This is a genomic window from Pseudomonas sp. BF-R-30, assembly GCF_019956175.1.
Classification (GTDB): domain Bacteria; phylum Pseudomonadota; class Gammaproteobacteria; order Pseudomonadales; family Pseudomonadaceae; genus Aquipseudomonas; species Aquipseudomonas jessenii.
This window is the reverse complement of sequence record NZ_JAHBDE010000040.1, coordinates 25456-42707: the sequence shown is the minus strand read 5'-3', so window position 1 is coordinate 42707 and position 17252 is coordinate 25456. Positions and strand designations below refer to the sequence as shown.

Here is a 17252-nt window from a genome sequence, read left to right as displayed (position 1 = left end):
GGCTTGCTCGCGAAAGCGATGTGTCAGTCAAAGTTGATGTCGACTGACACATCGCTTTCGCGAGCAAGCCCGCTCCCACATTTGTTTTGTGTTGGCTGTTATTGCGCAGTGGCTTTCAGGCCCGTGAGCAACAGCCGCTGAAACAAATCTTCCTTGAGGCCTTCCGGATCGGTCAATTGCATCCGCTCCAGATGCTCTGGAAACAACGCAGGCTCCGGCGCATCCAGCGCTGCCTTGCCCAACTCCAGCACCTCGCTCAGCTTGAACTTGCTCTTGAGCCAGTTCAGCGCCCGCAACACATCCCGCTCGACCTCGGTGAAATCACAACCCAGTGGGTACTCTGGAAATAGCTGCGGATGCCGCGCCTGAATCTCCTGCAAACGCTGCGGGCTGTTATCGGTAAAGCGCGGATCGAGACGGAAGTCCTTGGGCAGTTTGCCGACTTTCTGTGCCTGCGCGATCAGCCCCGACTGGAAACGTGAGTCGCTGATATTCAACAGTGCTTCAATCACCGCCGCATCGGTCTTGCCCCGCAGGTCGGCGATGCCGTACTCGGTGACCACGATGTCCCGCAGATGCCGCGGAATCGTGCAGTGACCATACTCCCAGACGATGTTCGAGTTGACGTCGCCTCCAGACTCACGCCAGCTGCGCAGCAGCAACACCGAACGCGCGCCTTGCAACGCATGCCCCTGCACCACGAAGTTGTATTGCCCGCCTACGCCGCTGAGCACACGTCCGTCTTCGAGCTGATCCGCCACCGCGGAACCGAGCAGGGTCACGGTGAACGCGGTGTTGATGAACCTCGCATCGAGACGTTGCAAGCGCTTGAGTTCTTCCTGGCCGTAGAGCTCGTTGATGTAGCTGATGCGGGTCATGTTGAATTCAAGCCGCTTGCTCTGCGGCAACTCACGCAAGCGTTCATAGTAGCTGCGCGGCCCAAGGAAGAATCCGCCGTGCACCGAGATGCCATCGGTTTGCGCAGCCTCGTCGAGGGTGCCGGCATTCGCCTGCTGTTGGGTCGCCGCGTCCGGATAAACCTTGCGCCGCACGATCCCGGCATCGGCCAGCACCAACAAGCCGTTGACGAACATTTCGCTGCAGCCATACAGGCCTTTGGCGAAGGGCTCGATGCCGCCTTCGCGCTCGATCAGTTGCGCCCAGTGGCTGAGGTTTACGTCTGCCAGCAAAGCCCTGTATCCGTCGTTGTCGGCTTGCCGCGCCAGCAGCGCCGCCGTCAGCGCATCACCCATGGAACCGATGCCGATCTGCAAGGTGCCGCCGTCACGCACCAGAGTGCTGGCGTGCAGGCCGATGAAATGGTCCTGAAAGCCCACCGGCATGTTTGGCGTGGAAAACAGCGTGGTGTTGTCCTTCTCATCGATCAGCAGGTCAAAGGTGTCGATGTCCAGTTCCGCATCGCCGGGCATGTAAGGCAGATCGTTGTGTACTTGGCCGACCATCAGGATGGTTTCTCCGGCGGCGCGGCGCTTGGCGATCATCGGCAATAGGTCGAGGGTGATGTCCGGGTTGCAACTGAGGCTCAAGCGGTCGGGATGCTCGGCATGGCTGGCCACCAGTTGCGCCACCAGATTCAACCCGGCGGCGTTGATGTCCCGGGCCGCATGGCTGTAGTTGCTGCTGACGTAATCCTGTTGCGCCGTAGCACTGTTGAGCAGGCTGCCAGGCTGCATGAAGAACTGCTGGATGTGGATGTTGCCCGGTAAACCCTCGCGACGCAGGTCGGCGAGAAACTCCAGCTCCGGATAATCGCCGAACACACGTTCGACAAAGGGTTCTAGAAATCGCTTTTGCAAACCATCGCCCAAGGGTGGACGCCCCAGACACAACGCGGTGTAGATCGTCAGTCGTCGCTCGGGCAACTGTGCGATTCGTTGATACAGCGCGTTGACGAAGTGATTGGGTTTACCCAACCCCAGAGGCAAGCCCATGTGAATATGCGTCGGCAATCTCGCCAACACGTCATCGACCGCTTGCTCGATTGAACACAGCTGCACCATCAGGTCCTCCCTTACATTCCATGACGTGGGGTTGGACCGAGCTTGCCGGGGATTCGCTGTGATGAACAGCCCGTTAATGCCAATCGGCTGCCACAAAGACCTTGTAGGAGCGAGCTCGCTCGCGAAGAACCTGAGAGCACCGCGGGGTGCCAGGTTTCCAGCGTTATCGTTGACGACCATCGCGAGCGAGCTCGCGCCTACAAGGGTCAGCGCGGAATTGCAGGCACAAAAAAACCGTCCTGGGACGGTTTTTTGCGAACGATGCGGCGCCTTATTTCAGGCCGGACATCTTCTGGATGGCGCCTTTGAGCTCGGCGTCTGCACAATCGGCGCAGGTGCCTTTTGGCGGCATCGCGTTGATGCCGGAGATCGCCTTGGCGAGCAAGCCGTCAACACCACCTTCTTTCTTGGCACGCTCGCCCCAAGCGGCGGCATCACCGATTTTCGGCGCGCCCAACAGGCCTGAACCGTGGCAAGCGTTGCAATGTTTTGCAATCACTTCATCCGGGGTTTTCGCTCCACCACCGCCGCCAGCGGAAGCGGCCACTTCCATGCCCTTGCACTCTTTACCCTGAACACAAACCTGGCCGACTGGCTCAAGGCGTTTGGCAATATCGTCGTTGGTCGCAGCCTGAGCGCTGACACTGACAGCCCATAGGGCCAATACGGTTGCTGGTGCAGCCAGCATTTTCATAATTAGGTTCACGCGTTCACCCTCAATGGTGGCTAGTCACGCCTACGGCCACGGTTCGCAGGCGGGCGCAAGTATAGCGGTAAGCCCGCCGCACTGAAACAACCCCAAAGTCGGAGGGGTCTTAGGCCGCGACGGAAAAACAGCCCGGGCGCCTCTGCGATGCTGGCAGGACGCCTCTTTTCTTAGAAATTCGCTGGTGTGGCTGCGCTGATTAGTCGCGCTGGCACATCGAACGGATTACGGAAACGGTGTGGCTTGGTACTTTCAAAGTAGTAGCTATCGCCGGCTTCGAGGACAAAAGTTTCGAGACCGACCACCAGTTCCAGTTTTCCTTCGACCAGGATGCCGGTTTCCTCGCCCTCATGGGTGAGCATCTCGTCACCGGTGTCGGCGCCTGGCGGATAGATTTCATTGAGGAATGCGATGGCCCGGCTCGGGTGCGCCCGGCCGACCAGTTTCATGGTCACTGCGCCATCGGAAATGTCGATCAGCTCATTGGCCTTGTAGACGATCTGAGTCGGTTTTTCCTGCAGGATTTCTTCGGAAAAGAACTCGACCATGGACATGGGAATCCCGCCCAGCACTTTACGCAGCGAACTGATCGAAGGGCTCACGCTGTTCTTTTCGATCATCGAAATCGTGCTGTTGGTGACCCCCGCCCGTTTGGCGAGTTCACGCTGGGAAAGGCCTTTGAGCCTACGGATGGATTGCAGTCGTTCACCGACGTCCAAAGCTAGCGCCTCCAGGATTCAGAAATGTTGGAATAGTGAGCGTTATCATGGCGACAGCGTTCAGTATTTACAACACCTTGACCTGAATCCTGCTCAGCGAGGCGACTTCCGGTCTGGAGCCCTGCTCACTAAGCCCCGGAATAGAGCAGTGGCACTCGGCGCAGGTTGCAGAAGATCTGGTAAGGAATCGTGCCGGCAGCCATGGCCACATCACTGGCGAGAATGTTCTTGCCCCACAACTCGACGGTCGAACCGAGACCGGCCTGCGGTACATCGGTCAGGTCGATGCAGAGCATGTCCATCGATACCCGGCCGATCAACTGGCTGCGCTGCCCGGCAACCAGCACGGGGGTGCCGGTTGGTGCCAGACGTGGGTAGCCGTCGGCGTAACCCATGGCCACCACGCCAATACGCATCGGTTTGGGGGTGATGAATTTGGCGCCGTAACCGACGGGCTCGCCAGCCGGCAACTCGCGCACACTGATCACCTTCGATTCCAGGGTCATGACCGGTTGCAGCCGCGATGCTACTTCGTTGGCTTCTTCGAAGGGCGTGGCGCCATACAGCATGATGCCTGGGCGCACCCAGTCACTCGGTATCTGCGGCCAACCGAGCACCGCCGGCGAGTTGCGCAGGCTGACCTCGGCGGACAAGCCCTTGCGCGCCGCTTCAAATACCGCCACCTGCTCCGCGCTGGCCTGTTCGTGCAGTTCGTCGGCACGCGCAAAGTGGCTCATCAGTACCACTTTTGCGACCTTGCCGCTGGCCAGCAGCCGTTGATAGGCCGCTTGATAATCCGCCGGGTGCAGCCCCACGCGATGCATACCCGAATCGAGCTTCAGCCACACGGTGATCGGCTTGCTCAACGCTGCTTTCTCGATGGCTTCGAGCTGCCACAGCGAATGCACCACGCACCAGAAATCATGCTCGACGATCAGCGCCAGCTCATCGGCTTCGAAAAAGCCTTCCAACAGCAGGATCGGCGCGCGAATTCCCGCCGCCCGCAACTCCAACGCCTCTTCGATGCAGGCCACGGCAAACCCGTCCGCCTCGGCTTCCAGCGCCTGGGCGCAACGCACCGCGCCATGGCCATAGGCATCGGCCTTGATCACCGCGAGGGCACGAGCCCCCGTGAGTTCACGGGCGATCCGGTAGTTGTGACGCAGGGCTTGAAGGTCGATCAGGGCACGGGCAGGACGCATGGCGGCAGACTTCTGGTCGGGTTATCGGGAAGAAAAACCGGTGCTGGCTGACAGCGTTAACCACCAACAGCACCGGGAGAGGGATCTTTTCTGACAGGCTTATGGCAGAGCGGCGACAACCGACAACTCGACCAGGATTTCCGGTTCGCACAATTTCGATTCAACGGTGGCTCGGGCGGGAGCGACGCCTTTTGGCAACCACTTGTCCCACACCGCGTTCATGCCTTCGAAATGCGCGTCGATGTCCTTCAGGTAAATCGTCACCGACAGCAGATTGTGCTTGTCGGTGCCGGCCAGATCGAGCAACCGCTCGATGTTGGCCAGTGTTTCGCGGGTCTGCTGTTCAATCCCGGCGTTCATGTCGTCGCCCACCTGTCCGGCCAGGTAAACCGTGCCGTTATGGGTGACGATCTGACTCATGCGCTCATTGGTGAGCTGGCGCTGGACTGACATGCTTAGCAGACTCCTGGGTTTTGTTGCCATAACGGGAAATATCGAGGCCTTCGGCGCTGATCTGCGGCTTTCTCTTGGCCATCAGGTCCGCCAGCAAGCGACCGGAGCCACAGGCCATGGTCCAGCCCAGCGTGCCGTGACCGGTGTTCAGGAACAGGTTCTTGAACGGTGTGGCGCCTACGATTGGCGTGCCATCTGGAGTGGTCGGACGCAGGCCGGTCCAGAAGCTCGCTTCGGCCAGATTGCCGCCCTGAGGATAAAGGTCGTTGACGATCATCTCCAGGGTTTCGCGCCGGCGCGGATTCAGCGACAGGTCAAAACCGGCGATCTCCGCCATGCCGCCAACGCGGATGCGGTTGTCGAAACGGGTGATCGCGACCTTGTAGGTCTCGTCGAGAATGGTCGAAGTCGGGGCCATTGCCGGGTTGGTGATCGGCACGGTCAGGGAGTAGCCCTTGAGCGGGTACACCGGCGCCTTGATCCCCAGTGGTTTGAGCAGTTGCGGCGAGTAGCTGCCGAGGGCCAGCACGTAGCGGTCGGCGGTTTCCAGCTTGCCGTCGATCCATACGCCGTTGATGCGGTCACCGGCGAAGTCGAGGCGCTGAATGTCCTGGCCGAAACGGAATTGCACACCGAGGTTCGCGGCCATCTCGGCGAGCTTGGTGGTGAACATCTGGCAGTCGCCGGTTTGGTCGTTCGGCAGGCGCAGGGCACCGGCGAGGATATCGGTGACGCTGGCCAAGGCCGGCTCAACGCGGGCAATGCCTTCGCGGTCGAGCAATTCGAACGGCACGCCGGACTCTTTCAGCACGGCGATATCTTTCGCGGCGCCGTCCAGTTGAGCCTGGGTGCGGAACAGTTGGGTCGTACCAAGGCTACGGCCTTCGTAGGCAATGCCGGTTTCGGCACGCAGTTCATCGAGGCAGTCACGGCTGTACTCGGACAGACGGACCATGCGCTCCTTGTTCACCGCGTAACGGCTGGCAGTGCAATTGCGCAGCATCTGTGCCATCCACAGGTACTGGTCGATGTCGGCCGTGGCCTTGATCGCCAGCGGCGCGTGGCGCTGCAACAGCCACTTGATGGCCTTGAGAGGCACGCCCGGCGCGGCCCACGGCGAGGCATAACCCGGCGAGACCTGCCCGGCATTGGCGAAACTGGTCTCCATGGCAGCGGCCGGCTGCCGGTCCACAACCACCACTTCAAACCCGGCACGGGCCAGATAATAAGCACTGGTGGTACCGATGACGCCGCTACCCAAGACCATGACGCGCATTTTCATATCCCTCATCGCGGCTAACCGCTGACGTTTGTTATTCAGAGCTTCAGATGTGCGCAGTGTAAAAAAGATTTGCCAGTGCATTTCACTATATAAGCGCCTATATTTGGCGACAATTCTCGGCAAAAACCCTTTTCACGGAGGCGCATCCCCTATGCGTACCAACACTCAGACCAAACGTGAGCTGGACAAGATCGACCGCAACATCCTGCGGATCCTGCAAGCGGACGGGCGGATTTCCTTTACCGAGCTTGGGGAAAAGGTCGGGCTCTCGACCACGCCCTGTACCGAGCGGGTCCGGCGTCTGGAGCGCGAAGGGATCATCATGGGCTACAACGCCAGGCTCAATCCGCAGCATCTGAAGGGTAGTCTGCTGGTGTTCGTCGAGATCAGCCTGGACTACAAATCCGGCGATACTTTCGAAGAGTTCCGGCGTGCGGTGCTGAAATTGCCCCATGTGCTGGAGTGTCACCTGGTGTCAGGGGATTTCGACTACCTGGTGAAGGCGCGGATTTCCGAGATGGCCTCGTACCGCAAATTGCTGGGCGACATCCTGCTCAAGCTGCCCCACGTGCGCGAGTCCAAGAGTTACATCGTGATGGAAGAGGTGAAAGAGAGCCTGACTCTGCCGATTCCGGATTGAGTATTGCGGTGTCTATTCGGCCGCTTTCGCGAGCAAGCCCGCTCCCACAGTGGATCAGTGTCAAACACAAACTCTGTGTTCACTGAAGATCGAATGTGGGAGCGGGCTTGCTCGCGAATGCAGGCGACTCGGTCTCTCTTAAACCAACACCTGCCGGTTCGAGGCCATGTACTCGAACACCTGCTTCTCCACCCGCGGATGAATCAACTCCACTGGCCCCCGCCCATTGGGGCACGGCAGGGTCTTGGTGGTGCCGAACAACCGGCAGATCAGCGGCCGCTCGTCATACACCGTGCAACCATTGGGCCCCAGATGCACACAGTTGAGTTCTTCCATGGCGGCATCCTGCTCGGCGCGGGTCTTGCGCGGCAGGCGTGACATTTCTTCCGGCGAGGTGGTCACCGGGCCGCAGCAGTCATGGCAGCCGGGAACGCACTCGAACGAGGGAATCTGCTGTCGCAATGTGCGGATTGTCTGGCTGTTGCAGCTCATTGAAGCGGTGACCAATAGCGGAATAGAGCGCGATTCTGACGCAAAAGCCCCGATCCAGACAGCAGCAGCCGACCAATGTTGCCCGTCCGGGAAGGTCCGGCTTATGCTCCGTCAAGTTTTCTAAACATCAACACCAGGATCACGCACATGAACCCTCGTGCTCAGCAGCCTGCTCCGGACCACATCGCCTCCTACTACGCCGCCAGCAGCCTGCCGCAGCCCGAACTTCCGGCGCTCAAAGGCGAAGTGCTGGCCGATGTCTGTGTAGTGGGCGGTGGGTTTTCGGGGTTGAACACGGCGCTTGAGCTGGCCGAACGCGGCCTCAGTGTAGTGTTGCTTGAAGCCCATAGAATCGGCTGGGGCGCCAGCGGTCGAAATGGCGGGCAACTGATTCGCGGCGTCGGCCACGGCCTCGATCAGTTCACCAACATCATCGGCGTCGAAGGCGTGCGACAAATGAAACTCATGGGCCTGGAAGCCGTGGAAATCGTCCGGCAACGGGTCGAGCACTTCCAGATCCCCTGTGACCTGACCTGGGGTTACTGCGACCTCGCCAACAAGCCCCGTGACCTTGAAGGTTTCGCCGAGGATGCCGAAGAGCTGCGCAGCCTCGGTTATCGCTACGAGACCCGCTTGCTGCAAGCCAACGAGATGCACACCGTGGTCGGCTCTACGCGTTACGTCGGCGGCCTGATCGACATGGGCTCGGGGCACCTGCATCCACTGAACCTGGCCTTGGGCGAAGCATCCGCGGCACAACGACTGGGGGTCCAGTTGTTCGAGCACTCGGCCGTGACCCGCATCGACTATGGCCCAGAGGTCAAGGTCCATGCCGCCGAGGGCTCGGTGCGCGCCAAGACCCTGGTACTGGGTTGCAATGCCTACCTCAATGACCTCAACCCGGAACTCAGCGGCAAAGTCCTGCCCGCCGGTAGCTACATCATCGCCACCGAACCACTGAGCGAAGAACAGGCCCACGCCCTGTTGCCGCAGAACATGGCGGTCTGTGACCAGCGAGTGGCGCTGGACTACTACCGGCTCTCGGCGGACCGGCGCCTGCTGTTTGGCGGCGCCTGCCATTACTCCGGCCGCGACCCGAAAGACATCGCTGCGTACATGCGTCCGAAAATGCTGGAGGTCTTCCCGCAACTGAGTGCAGTGAAGATCGATTACCAATGGGGCGGCATGATCGGTATCGGCGCCAACCGCCTGCCGCAGATCGGGCGACTCAAGGACCAGCCGAATGTGTATTACGCCCAGGCCTATTCCGGTCATGGCGTGAACGCCACACACCTGGCCGGCAAGCTGCTGGCCGAAGCCATCAGCGGCCAGCACAGCGGCGGCTTCGATCTGTTTGCCAAGGTGCCGCACATCACATTCCCGGGTGGCAAGCATTTGCGTTCACCGTTGCTGGCATTGGGGATGTTGTGGCATCGGTTTAAAGAGTTGGTCTGAAGGTTTAGCTGGGCCTGTACCGACGCCATCGCGAGCAAGCTCGCTCCCACAGTGTTTGGCAGTGTTCACAAAATTTGTGTTCACCACCGTTCCTTGTGGGAGCGAGCTTGCTCGCGATGAGGCCCTGAAGAACACCGCAAAACTCAGATCCGCCAGAAAGGCTTCAGCCCCTCCTCTCGCGCCTGCTCCCGTGTCAGCCCGACGTCCTTGAGCTGGTCAACCGTCAGGGCCAGCAACGCCTTGCGCGTGTGCAGGCGACGCCAGAACCGATCCCAGCGACTAAGGTCGGACGACGCATTGCCCATGCCCCCCTCCCGCGTGCCGTTGTTCTGCCCGGTCGCCAGCTCCTGACTGTGTAACGTCAGCCGCACATCGCTCAAACCGTTCATCTTGGATGCTCCTGTTTACTTGGGTAGCCAGAGGTTCCATGATGCGTGGGCGCGCAAAAGCATTACAGATTCAAAACAGCTGTATTAACTCCATACAGTTTTGCCGATTCCGCCACTGAATCCCGATTTTTTGCCCGATCTGTACTGGTTAACCAAATCACCCTTATCGAGGCTGCACCATGACCCTTTACGTCAACCTCGCCGAATTGCTCGGCACACGTATCGAGCAGGGCTTCTATCGCCCCGGTGACCGGCTGCCTTCGGTTCGGGCGCTGAGCGTCGAGCACGGCGTCAGCCTGAGCACAGTGCAGCAGGCCTATCGGGTGCTGGAGGACAGCGGGCTGGCCATGCCTCGGCCCAAGTCCGGGTACTTCGTCCCGGCCAGCCGCGAACTGCCGGATTTGCCGGCAGTCGGCCGCCCGGCCCAACGGCCGGTGGACATTTCCCAATGGGATCAAGTGCTGGAGTTGATTCGCGCCGTTCCGCGCAAAGACGTGGTGCAACTGGGTCGCGGCATGCCGGACATCACCAGTGCGACCATGAAACCGCTGCTGCGTGACCTGGCGCGAATCAGCCGGCGGCAGGACATGCCCGGCCTGTATTACGACAATATCCATGGCAACCTCGAACTGCGCGAACAGATCGCTCGCCTGATGCTCGACTCCGGCTGCCAGTTGAGCGCCAGCGAGCTGGTGGTCACCACTGGATGCCATGAAGCGCTGTCCACCAGCGTTCGCGCGATCTGCGAGCCCGGCGACATTGTCGCGGTGGACTCGCCGAGCTTTCACGGCGCGATGCAGACCCTCAAGGGCCTGGGCATGAAGGCCCTGGAAATCCCCACCGATCCACTGACCGGCATCAGCCTCGAAGCGCTGGAACTGGCCCTGGAACAGTGGCCGATCAAGGTCATACAGTTGACCCCCAACTGCAACAACCCGTTGGGCTACATCATGCCGGAGTCGCGCAAACGCGCGTTGTTGACGCTTGCACAGCGCTATGACGTGGCGATCATCGAGGACGATGTGTATGGCGAGCTCGCCTACACCTACCCGCGTCCGCGCACGATCAAGTCCTTCGACGAGGACGGTCGCGTCCTGTTGTGCAGTTCGTTTTCCAAGACCCTGGCACCCGGCCTGCGCATCGGCTGGGTCGCGCCCGGTCGCTATCTGGAACGGGTACTGCACATGAAATACATCAGCACCGGATCCACCGCGCCACAACCACAGATCGCCATCGCCGAATTTCTGAAAGGTGGCCACTTTGAACCGCATTTGCGGCGGATGCGTACGCAATACCAGCGCAATCGCGACATGATGATTGATTGGGTGACCCGCTACTTCCCGGCCGGCACCCGCGCCAGTCGCCCACAGGGCAGCTTCATGCTGTGGGTCGAACTACCGGAAGGTTTCGACACCCTGAAACTGAATCGTGCATTGCACGACCAGGGCGTACAGATTGCCGTGGGCAGTATTTTTTCCGCCTCGGGCAAGTACCGCAATTGCCTGCGCATGAACTACGCTGCCAAGCCAACACCGCAGATCGAAGACGCAGTACGCAAGGTCGGTACGACAGCGATCAGACTGCTGGCGGAAAACGATCAGCTCAGCGACTGAGCTTTCTTCGGGAATCAGCGTACATATGCCTATCTGCGCCGCCAAACGGAGTTGGTGGCGGCGCTTCAATGCCTGGCTGAGCAATTCGGTTGGCTGGGGACGATGTTGTAAGACTCGACCGCCACAGTCCTGCGATGCTAATCAGGCTGGCTGAGCGGCGCCAAACGCCCCTTGCCGCGACACCACAATCAGCACGCCCAAGGCCCCCACTGCCATCAGCAACGGCAACGCATGGCCGTTGATCCACTGGCTGCCGGCACCCGCCAGCAGCGGCCCGACCAGACAACCAATCCCCCACAGCTGTGCAATATGCGCGTTGGCCCGCACCAGTGCATCGTCGCGATAACGCTCGCCGATCAGGATCAGTGACAAGGTGAACAAGCCACCGGCACTGGCGCCAAACAAGACCCACAGCGGCCAGATAAGCAGCGTGTCGATCAGCATCGGAATCGCCAGGCTCGACACCAGCAAGACGACTGCGCAGCCGGTGAACAACGCCCGTCGCGACAAACGATCGGCCAACGCACCAATCGGCAATTGCAGCACCGCATCGCCGACGACCACCGTACTGACCATCGCCAGAGCAATCTCCGTGGTGAAGCCCTGGCGCAGGCAGTAAACCGGCAACAGCGTCAAAATCATCGCCTCGAACGCGGCGAACAGCGACACCGCCCAGGCAATCGCCGGCAGGCCACGACAAAACTCAAGCAAATCACGCAGGGTCACGCTGCTGGCTTCACTGCTCGGCGCGCCACTGCGGCCCAGCAACAGGAACGGAGCCCCCATCAGCAAGCCGACGCCCACCCAAAAGCCATAGTCATGCTCGGTACCGAGGAAGCCCAACAACACCGGCCCCGCCAGCTGACTCAATGCGTAGCTGCTGCCATACAGCGCCACCAGCCGCCCGCGCCATTGCTCGACCACCAGTTGGTTGATCCAGCTTTCACCGATGATGAATACAAGGGTCAGGATCACCCCGATCATCAGCCGCAGCACCAACCAGATCGGATAGCTCGGCAACAGCGCCAGCAAACCGATCGAAACCGCCCCGGCCCACAGGCACAGGCGCATCAGATTGGCCGTGCCGAATCGCGCCGCCAGATGGCTGGAGATTTTCGCCCCCAGCAGGACGCCGATGGCTGGCATCGCGGCCATCACGCCAATGGCAAACGAGCCGTAGCCCCAGCTTTCCAGGCGAAACGACACCAGCGGCATGCTGACACCCAGGGCCAGGCCGACACTCAGGACAGATGCCAAAACGGCGAAATAAGTCGCCCAACGCATGTTCCACGCTCCTGTGGATATTTTTATGTACAACACAAAACATTGTGGGAGCGAGCTTGCTTGCGATGACGGAGCAACATTCAACATTGAAGTCGACTGTTACACCGCTATCGCGAGCAAGCTCGCTCCCACAAGGGATCTGTGTCGTTCGGGAGGCCTGCTCTACAACAGACCTCCCTTAACGGCTTACAACTTGATCCAGGTCGCCTTCAGCTCGGTGTATTTGTCGAACGCGTGCAGGGACTTGTCGCGGCCGTTGCCGGATTGCTTGAAGCCACCGAACGGAGCGGTCATGTCGCCGCCATCGTACTGGTTGACCCACACGCTACCGGCACGCAGTGCGCGGGCGGTGAGGTGGGCCTTGGAAATGTCGGCCGTCCAGACCGCAGCGGCCAGGCCGTACGGTGTGTCGTTGGCAATCGCGATGGCTTCTTCGGCGCTGTCGAATGCGATGACCGACAGTACCGGCCCGAAGATTTCTTCCTGGGCGATTTTCATCGCGTTGCTTACGCCATCGAAAATCGTCGGCTCAACGTAAGTGCCGCCAGTTTCCTGGAGCGTACGCTTGCCACCGGCCACCAGCTTGGCGCCGTCGGCATGACCGGACTCGATGTAAGACAGTACGGTATTCATCTGTTGGGTATCGACCAGCGCGCCAACATTGGTCGCCGGATCCAGCGGATTGCCCGGCTTCCAGGCCTTCAGCGCCTCGATCACCAGCGGCAGGAATTTATCCTTGATCGAACGCTCCACCAGCAGGCGCGAACCGGCGGTGCAGACTTCGCCCTGGTTGAAGGCGATGGCACCAGCAGCGGCTTCGGCAGCATCCTGCAGATTCGGCGCATCGGCGAACACGATATTCGGGCTCTTGCCGCCGGCTTCGAGCCAGACTCGCTTCATGTTCGACTCGCCGGAGTAGATCAGCAATTGCTTGGCGATTTTGGTCGAGCCGGTGAATACCAGGGTGTCGACGTCGTTGTGCAGGGCCAAGGCCTTGCCGACGGTGTGACCGTAACCCGGCAGCACGTTCAGCACGCCTTTCGGGATGCCGGCTTCGACAGCCAGTTCAGCGATGCGGATGGCGGTCAGCGGGGATTTTTCGGACGGCTTGAGGATCACCGAGTTACCGGTGGACAGCGCAGGACCGAGTTTCCAGCACGCCATCATCAGCGGGAAGTTCCACGGCACGATGGCGCCCACCACACCCACCGGCTCACGGGTCACAAGGCCCAACTGATCGTGCGGAGTGGCTGCCACTTCGTCGTAGATCTTGTCGATGGCTTCGCCGCTCCAGCTCAAGGCTTGCGCCGCGCCGGGAACGTCGATGTACAGGGAATCGCTGATCGGCTTGCCCATGTCCAGGGTTTCAAGCAGGGCCAGCTCTTCGGCGTGCTGTTTGAGCAGGCCGGCAAAACGGATCATGGTGGACTTGCGTTTGGTCGGCGCCAGACGCGACCAGACACCGGAATTGAACGTGGCGCGAGCGTTTTCCACGGCGCGCTGGGCATCGGCGGCGTCACAACTGGCAATCTTGCCGAGCAGACGGCCATCGACCGGGCTGACGCACTCGAATGTCTCGCCGGAAACGGCGTCGGTGTATTCGCCATTGATATAGGCGCGGCCTTCGATTTTCAGGTCGCGGGCACGTTGTTCCCAGTCGGCACGGGTCAGGGTGGTCATGCGAGTGTCCTCCTCTTATTGATACGACACCCGCGTTCTTCGCGGGCGCTGTCAGGAATTCTGCCCGGCCAGCCTGCTTGTCGGCCCAAGGCAACCACCACCCTAAACCAGCGGCAGGTGAAGTTTCAATATATTTGACATAACGCCGGCAAACGGCCTTGCGATGTTCATTTTAATAAACATAGACTTTGGCAACACCAACGCAATGACGGGGGAATACAACAATGAGCATCCAGAATATCGTCGACTTCAGCCAGGCCACCACCGCCGCCGAACGCTATCGCCCGGATCCGACCAAAGTACTGAAGGGTGATCCTGAGCAAGTGGTGTACAACCACTACAACAGCCCTTGCGGCCAATTGAACGCCGGCGTGTGGGAAGGGGCTGTCGGCCAGTGGACGGTAAACTTCACCGAGCACGAATACTGCGAAATCGTGCAGGGGGTTTCCGTGATACGTGACCTCGACGGCAACGCCAAGACGCTGCGTGTGGGTGATCGCTTCGTGATCCCGGCAGGCTTTCGCGGCACCTGGGAAGTGCTGGAGCCATGCCGCAAGATCTATGTGGCGTTTGAACAGAAGGCTTGAGGACTTGCGTTGTCAGGGCTGGCCCCTTCGCGAGCAAGCCCGCTCCCACATTCGAGCTTCAGTGAACACCACATTTGTGTCCGGCGACAATCAAGTGTGGGAGCGGGCTTGCTCGCGAAAGGGCCCTGACAGGCACTGCATAACCCACAGGCAACAAAAAAGGCCCGTATCTCGCGATACGGGCCTTTTTCGTAAGAGGGAAAAATCAATTACTTGATTTTGCCTTCTTTGTAGATCACGTGCTTGCGAACAACCGGATCATATTTCTTGATCTCGATTTTGTCCGGAGTAGTACGCTTGTTCTTGTCGGTAGTGTAGAAGTGACCAGTACCGGCGCTCGAAATCAAACGAATCAATTCACGCATGATTAGCTCCCTTAAACCTTGCCATCGCGGCGAAGTTCGGCCAGCACGACAGTGATGCCACGCTTGTCGATGATACGCATGCCTTTGGCAGATACGCGCAGACGCACAAAACGTTTCTCTTCTTCAACCCAGAAGCGGTGATGCTGCAGGTTCGGCAGGAAACGACGACGGGTTTTGTTGTTTGCGTGGGAAATGTTATTCCCAGTCACCGGACCCTTACCGGTAACTTGACAGACTCTAGACATGCCTCAGCCCTCTAAAACCACATGCCCAACCCGGCATGGGTTGGCCGCTTAATCTCTCAGTCATTTGGCGCCAGGCGCCGCGTTTCTTTAGAGGTCTTACCGGCTACACCTACAGTGAAGGAACCGGGCCCCTAGAAAAGAGCGCTGCTTTATACCAGAAAGACTAGAGAGCAACAACATTCAGTGTGCGTTGAATTCACAAAAACCCCGTTTTTCTGGCTCCGAGCGCCTTGGACAAAGGCTATCGTCGATGGCGACCGCTCGTCGCAGAAAATCGTTCAGCGAGCCATCCAAGGGGTTTGCTCAACCGCTGCACAGCAAAATCAGTCGCCTATAGTCCCCTTAAAATGAAAAAGGGGATAGTCATTTGCAAAAGAGCCCACTAGGGTAGGCCTTTTCCAGACTGCACTTGCAGATGGGCCTTCGACCTGTATAGGAAGCCGACCATGCGCCTTGCTGCCCTACCGCTGTTGCTCGCCCCGCTTCTGCTGAGCCCACAGGCATTTGCCGCCGCCCTGAGCGTCTGCACCGAGGCCAGCCCTGAAGGGTTCGACGTGGTGCAGTACAACTCGCTGACCACCACCAATGCCTCGGCCGATGTGTTGATGAATCGCCTGGTGGACTTTGACACAGCCAGTGGCAAGGTGGTCGCCAGCCTCGCCGACAGCTGGGAAGTCAGCCCCGATGGCCTGATCTACGTGTTCAAGTTGCACCCGCAGGTGAAATTCCATCGCACCGAGTACTTCACCCCGACGCGTGACCTGAGCGCTGAGGACGTGATTTTCAGCTTCGACCGCATGCTCGATCCGGCCAATGCGTGGCACAAAGTCGCCCAGAGCGGCTTCCCGCATGCGCAATCGATGCAGTTGCCTGCACTGATCAAGAAGATCGACGCCCTCGATCCCCAGACCGTGCGTTTCACCCTCGACCACCCGGACTCGACCTTCCTGGCGACCCTGAGCATGGGCTTCGCCTCGATCTATTCGGCCGAATACGCCGACAAACTGATGAAGGCCGGCACACCCGAGAAGCTCAACAGCCAGCCGATCGGCACAGGGCCGTTCGTTTTCACTCGCTTCCAGAAGGACGCCTCGGTTCGCTACAAAGCCAACCCCGACTACTTCGGTGGCAAACCCTCTGTAGATCCGCTGATCTTTGCCATCACCCCGGACGCCAACGTGCGCCTGCAGAAATTGCGCCGCAACGAATGCCAGATCGCCCTGTCGCCCAAGCCTCTGGACGTACAGGAAGCGCTGAAAGAGCCGACGCTGAAAGTCGAAAAGACTGACGCGTTCATGACCGCATTCGTCGGCATCAACAGTCAGCATCCGCCACTGGACAAGCCTGAAGTCCGCCAGGCCATCAACCTTGCCTTCGACAAGGCCAACTATGTCAAAGCCGTGTTCGAAGACACTGCCGAGGCGGCCAACGGTCCGTATCCGCCCAACACCTGGAGCTACGCGAAAGGTCTGCCGGGTTACCCTCACGACATCGCCAAGGCCAAGGGCTTGATGGCCAAGGCCGGACTCAAGGACGGCTTCCAGACCACGATCTGGACCCGCCCTTCCGGCAGCCTGCTTAACCCCAATCCAAGCCTTGGCGCCCAACTGCTGCAGTCTGACCTCGCCGAAATCGGCATTCAGGCCGAAATCCGCGTGATCGAATGGGGCGAACTGATCCGCCGCGCCAAGGCCGGTGAGCACGACTTGCTTTTCATGGGCTGGGCCGGTGACAACGGTGACCCGGACAACTTCCTCACGCCGCAGTTTTCCTGCGCGGCGGTCAAGTCCGGCACCAACTTCGCCCGCTACTGCAATCAGGACCTGGACAAGCTGATCAGCGCCGGCAAGACCACCGGTGAGCAAGGTGTGCGTAGCAAACTCTACGAACAGGCCCAGGCTCAGATCCAGCAGCAAGCGCTGTGGCTACCACTGGCTCACCCGACAGCCTTCGCGCTGACGCGCAAGGATGTCGAGGGGTATTCGGTCAGCCCGTTCGGCCGGCAGGATTACTCCAAGGTCAACCTCAAATAATCTGACACAACACAAAACCTGTGGGAGCGAGCTTGCTCGCGATAGCGGACTTTCAGGCAACATCAATGCTGAATGTGCCGACGCCA

17 protein-coding genes are annotated in these 17252 nt (G+C 59.8%); 5 read left to right on the top strand and 12 right to left on the bottom strand.

Annotated elements, in window-relative coordinates; all coding sequences use genetic code 11:
• Positions 1–98 precede the first annotated feature (98 nt).
• The 6 genes from KGB20_RS20080 to dadA form a co-directional block, all read right to left on the bottom strand.
• On the bottom strand, positions 99–2021 hold the full coding sequence (locus tag KGB20_RS20080) for an acetyl-CoA hydrolase/transferase C-terminal domain-containing protein (RefSeq protein ID WP_154909792.1): 1923 nt from the start codon (positions 2019–2021) through the stop codon (positions 99–101).
• A 271-nt stretch (positions 2022–2292) separates the two neighbouring features.
• Positions 2293–2715: a c-type cytochrome gene (locus KGB20_RS20075; RefSeq protein ID WP_150815265.1), complete on the bottom strand. Its 423-nt coding sequence runs from the start codon at positions 2713–2715 to the stop codon at positions 2293–2295.
• Between the two features lie 182 nt (positions 2716–2897).
• Positions 2898–3446: a cupin domain-containing protein gene (locus tag KGB20_RS20070; protein WP_008023455.1), complete on the bottom strand. Its 549-nt coding sequence runs from the start codon at positions 3444–3446 to the stop codon at positions 2898–2900.
• A 128-nt stretch (positions 3447–3574) separates the two neighbouring features.
• Complete coding sequence (gene alr, locus KGB20_RS20065) at positions 3575–4648, bottom strand: alanine racemase (protein ID WP_154909790.1); 1074 nt, start codon at positions 4646–4648, stop codon at positions 3575–3577.
• Between the two features lie 99 nt (positions 4649–4747).
• On the bottom strand, positions 4748–5101 hold the full coding sequence (locus KGB20_RS20060; protein ID WP_090452150.1) for a RidA family protein: 354 nt from the start codon (positions 5099–5101) through the stop codon (positions 4748–4750).
• Positions 5073–6377, bottom strand: coding sequence for a D-amino acid dehydrogenase (gene dadA / locus KGB20_RS20055; RefSeq protein ID WP_057716537.1), 1305 nt, complete (start codon positions 6375–6377; stop codon positions 5073–5075). The genes KGB20_RS20060 and dadA overlap by 29 nt, the downstream gene beginning before the upstream one ends.
• A 157-nt stretch (positions 6378–6534) precedes the next feature.
• On the opposite strand from dadA, the gene KGB20_RS20050 reads away from it, so the two are divergent.
• Complete coding sequence (locus KGB20_RS20050; protein ID WP_007975155.1) at positions 6535–7023, top strand: Lrp/AsnC ligand binding domain-containing protein; 489 nt, start codon at positions 6535–6537, stop codon at positions 7021–7023.
• A 138-nt stretch (positions 7024–7161) separates the two neighbouring features.
• On the opposite strand, the gene KGB20_RS20045 is transcribed toward KGB20_RS20050, so the two are convergent.
• Positions 7162–7515, bottom strand: a complete 354-nt coding sequence (locus tag KGB20_RS20045; RefSeq protein ID WP_057398678.1) for a YkgJ family cysteine cluster protein — start codon at positions 7513–7515, stop codon at positions 7162–7164.
• Between the two features lie 147 nt (positions 7516–7662).
• Between KGB20_RS20045 and KGB20_RS20040 the strand changes: the two genes are divergently transcribed.
• A complete protein-coding gene (locus KGB20_RS20040; protein ID WP_150815258.1) occupies positions 7663–8970 on the top strand; it encodes an NAD(P)/FAD-dependent oxidoreductase in 1308 nt (435 codons plus the stop codon).
• A 143-nt stretch (positions 8971–9113) separates the two neighbouring features.
• Here the strand turns inward: KGB20_RS20040 and KGB20_RS20035 are convergent, their stop codons facing one another.
• Positions 9114–9359, bottom strand: coding sequence for a DUF1127 domain-containing protein (locus KGB20_RS20035; RefSeq protein WP_154909788.1), 246 nt, complete (start codon positions 9357–9359; stop codon positions 9114–9116).
• A gap of 179 nt (positions 9360–9538) precedes the next feature.
• Here KGB20_RS20035 and KGB20_RS20030 point away from each other — a divergent pair, with 179 nt between their 5' ends.
• Positions 9539–10972, top strand: coding sequence for a PLP-dependent aminotransferase family protein (locus KGB20_RS20030; RefSeq protein ID WP_154909787.1), 1434 nt, complete (start codon positions 9539–9541; stop codon positions 10970–10972).
• A 141-nt stretch (positions 10973–11113) separates the two neighbouring features.
• Here KGB20_RS20030 and KGB20_RS20025 read toward each other — a convergent pair whose 3' ends face one another.
• The gene (locus KGB20_RS20025) at positions 11114–12256 is read right to left on the bottom strand and encodes an MFS transporter (protein ID WP_150815261.1); all 1143 of its coding nucleotides are present in this window, start codon (positions 12254–12256) and stop codon (positions 11114–11116) included.
• Positions 12257–12442: 186 nt separating this feature from the next.
• Complete coding sequence (locus KGB20_RS20020; RefSeq protein ID WP_150815262.1) at positions 12443–13936, bottom strand: aldehyde dehydrogenase; 1494 nt, start codon at positions 13934–13936, stop codon at positions 12443–12445.
• Positions 13937–14160: 224 nt separating this feature from the next.
• Between KGB20_RS20020 and KGB20_RS20015 the strand changes: the two genes are divergently transcribed.
• Entirely contained in the window at positions 14161–14523 is a 363-nt protein-coding gene (locus tag KGB20_RS20015; RefSeq protein WP_057395874.1) for a cupin domain-containing protein, read from the top strand.
• Between the two features lie 209 nt (positions 14524–14732).
• Here KGB20_RS20015 and rpmG read toward each other — a convergent pair whose 3' ends face one another.
• Both rpmG and rpmB read right to left on the bottom strand, forming a co-directional pair.
• Complete coding sequence (gene rpmG, locus KGB20_RS20010) at positions 14733–14888, bottom strand: 50S ribosomal protein L33 (protein ID WP_003177274.1); 156 nt, start codon at positions 14886–14888, stop codon at positions 14733–14735.
• Positions 14889–14899: 11 nt separating this feature from the next.
• Positions 14900–15133: a 50S ribosomal protein L28 gene (rpmB, locus tag KGB20_RS20005; protein WP_007975166.1), complete on the bottom strand. Its 234-nt coding sequence runs from the start codon at positions 15131–15133 to the stop codon at positions 14900–14902.
• Between the two features lie 446 nt (positions 15134–15579).
• Between rpmB and KGB20_RS20000 the strand changes: the two genes are divergently transcribed.
• Entirely contained in the window at positions 15580–17166 is a 1587-nt protein-coding gene (locus KGB20_RS20000; protein WP_150815264.1) for an ABC transporter substrate-binding protein, read from the top strand.
• Positions 17167–17252: the final 86 nt, after the last annotated feature.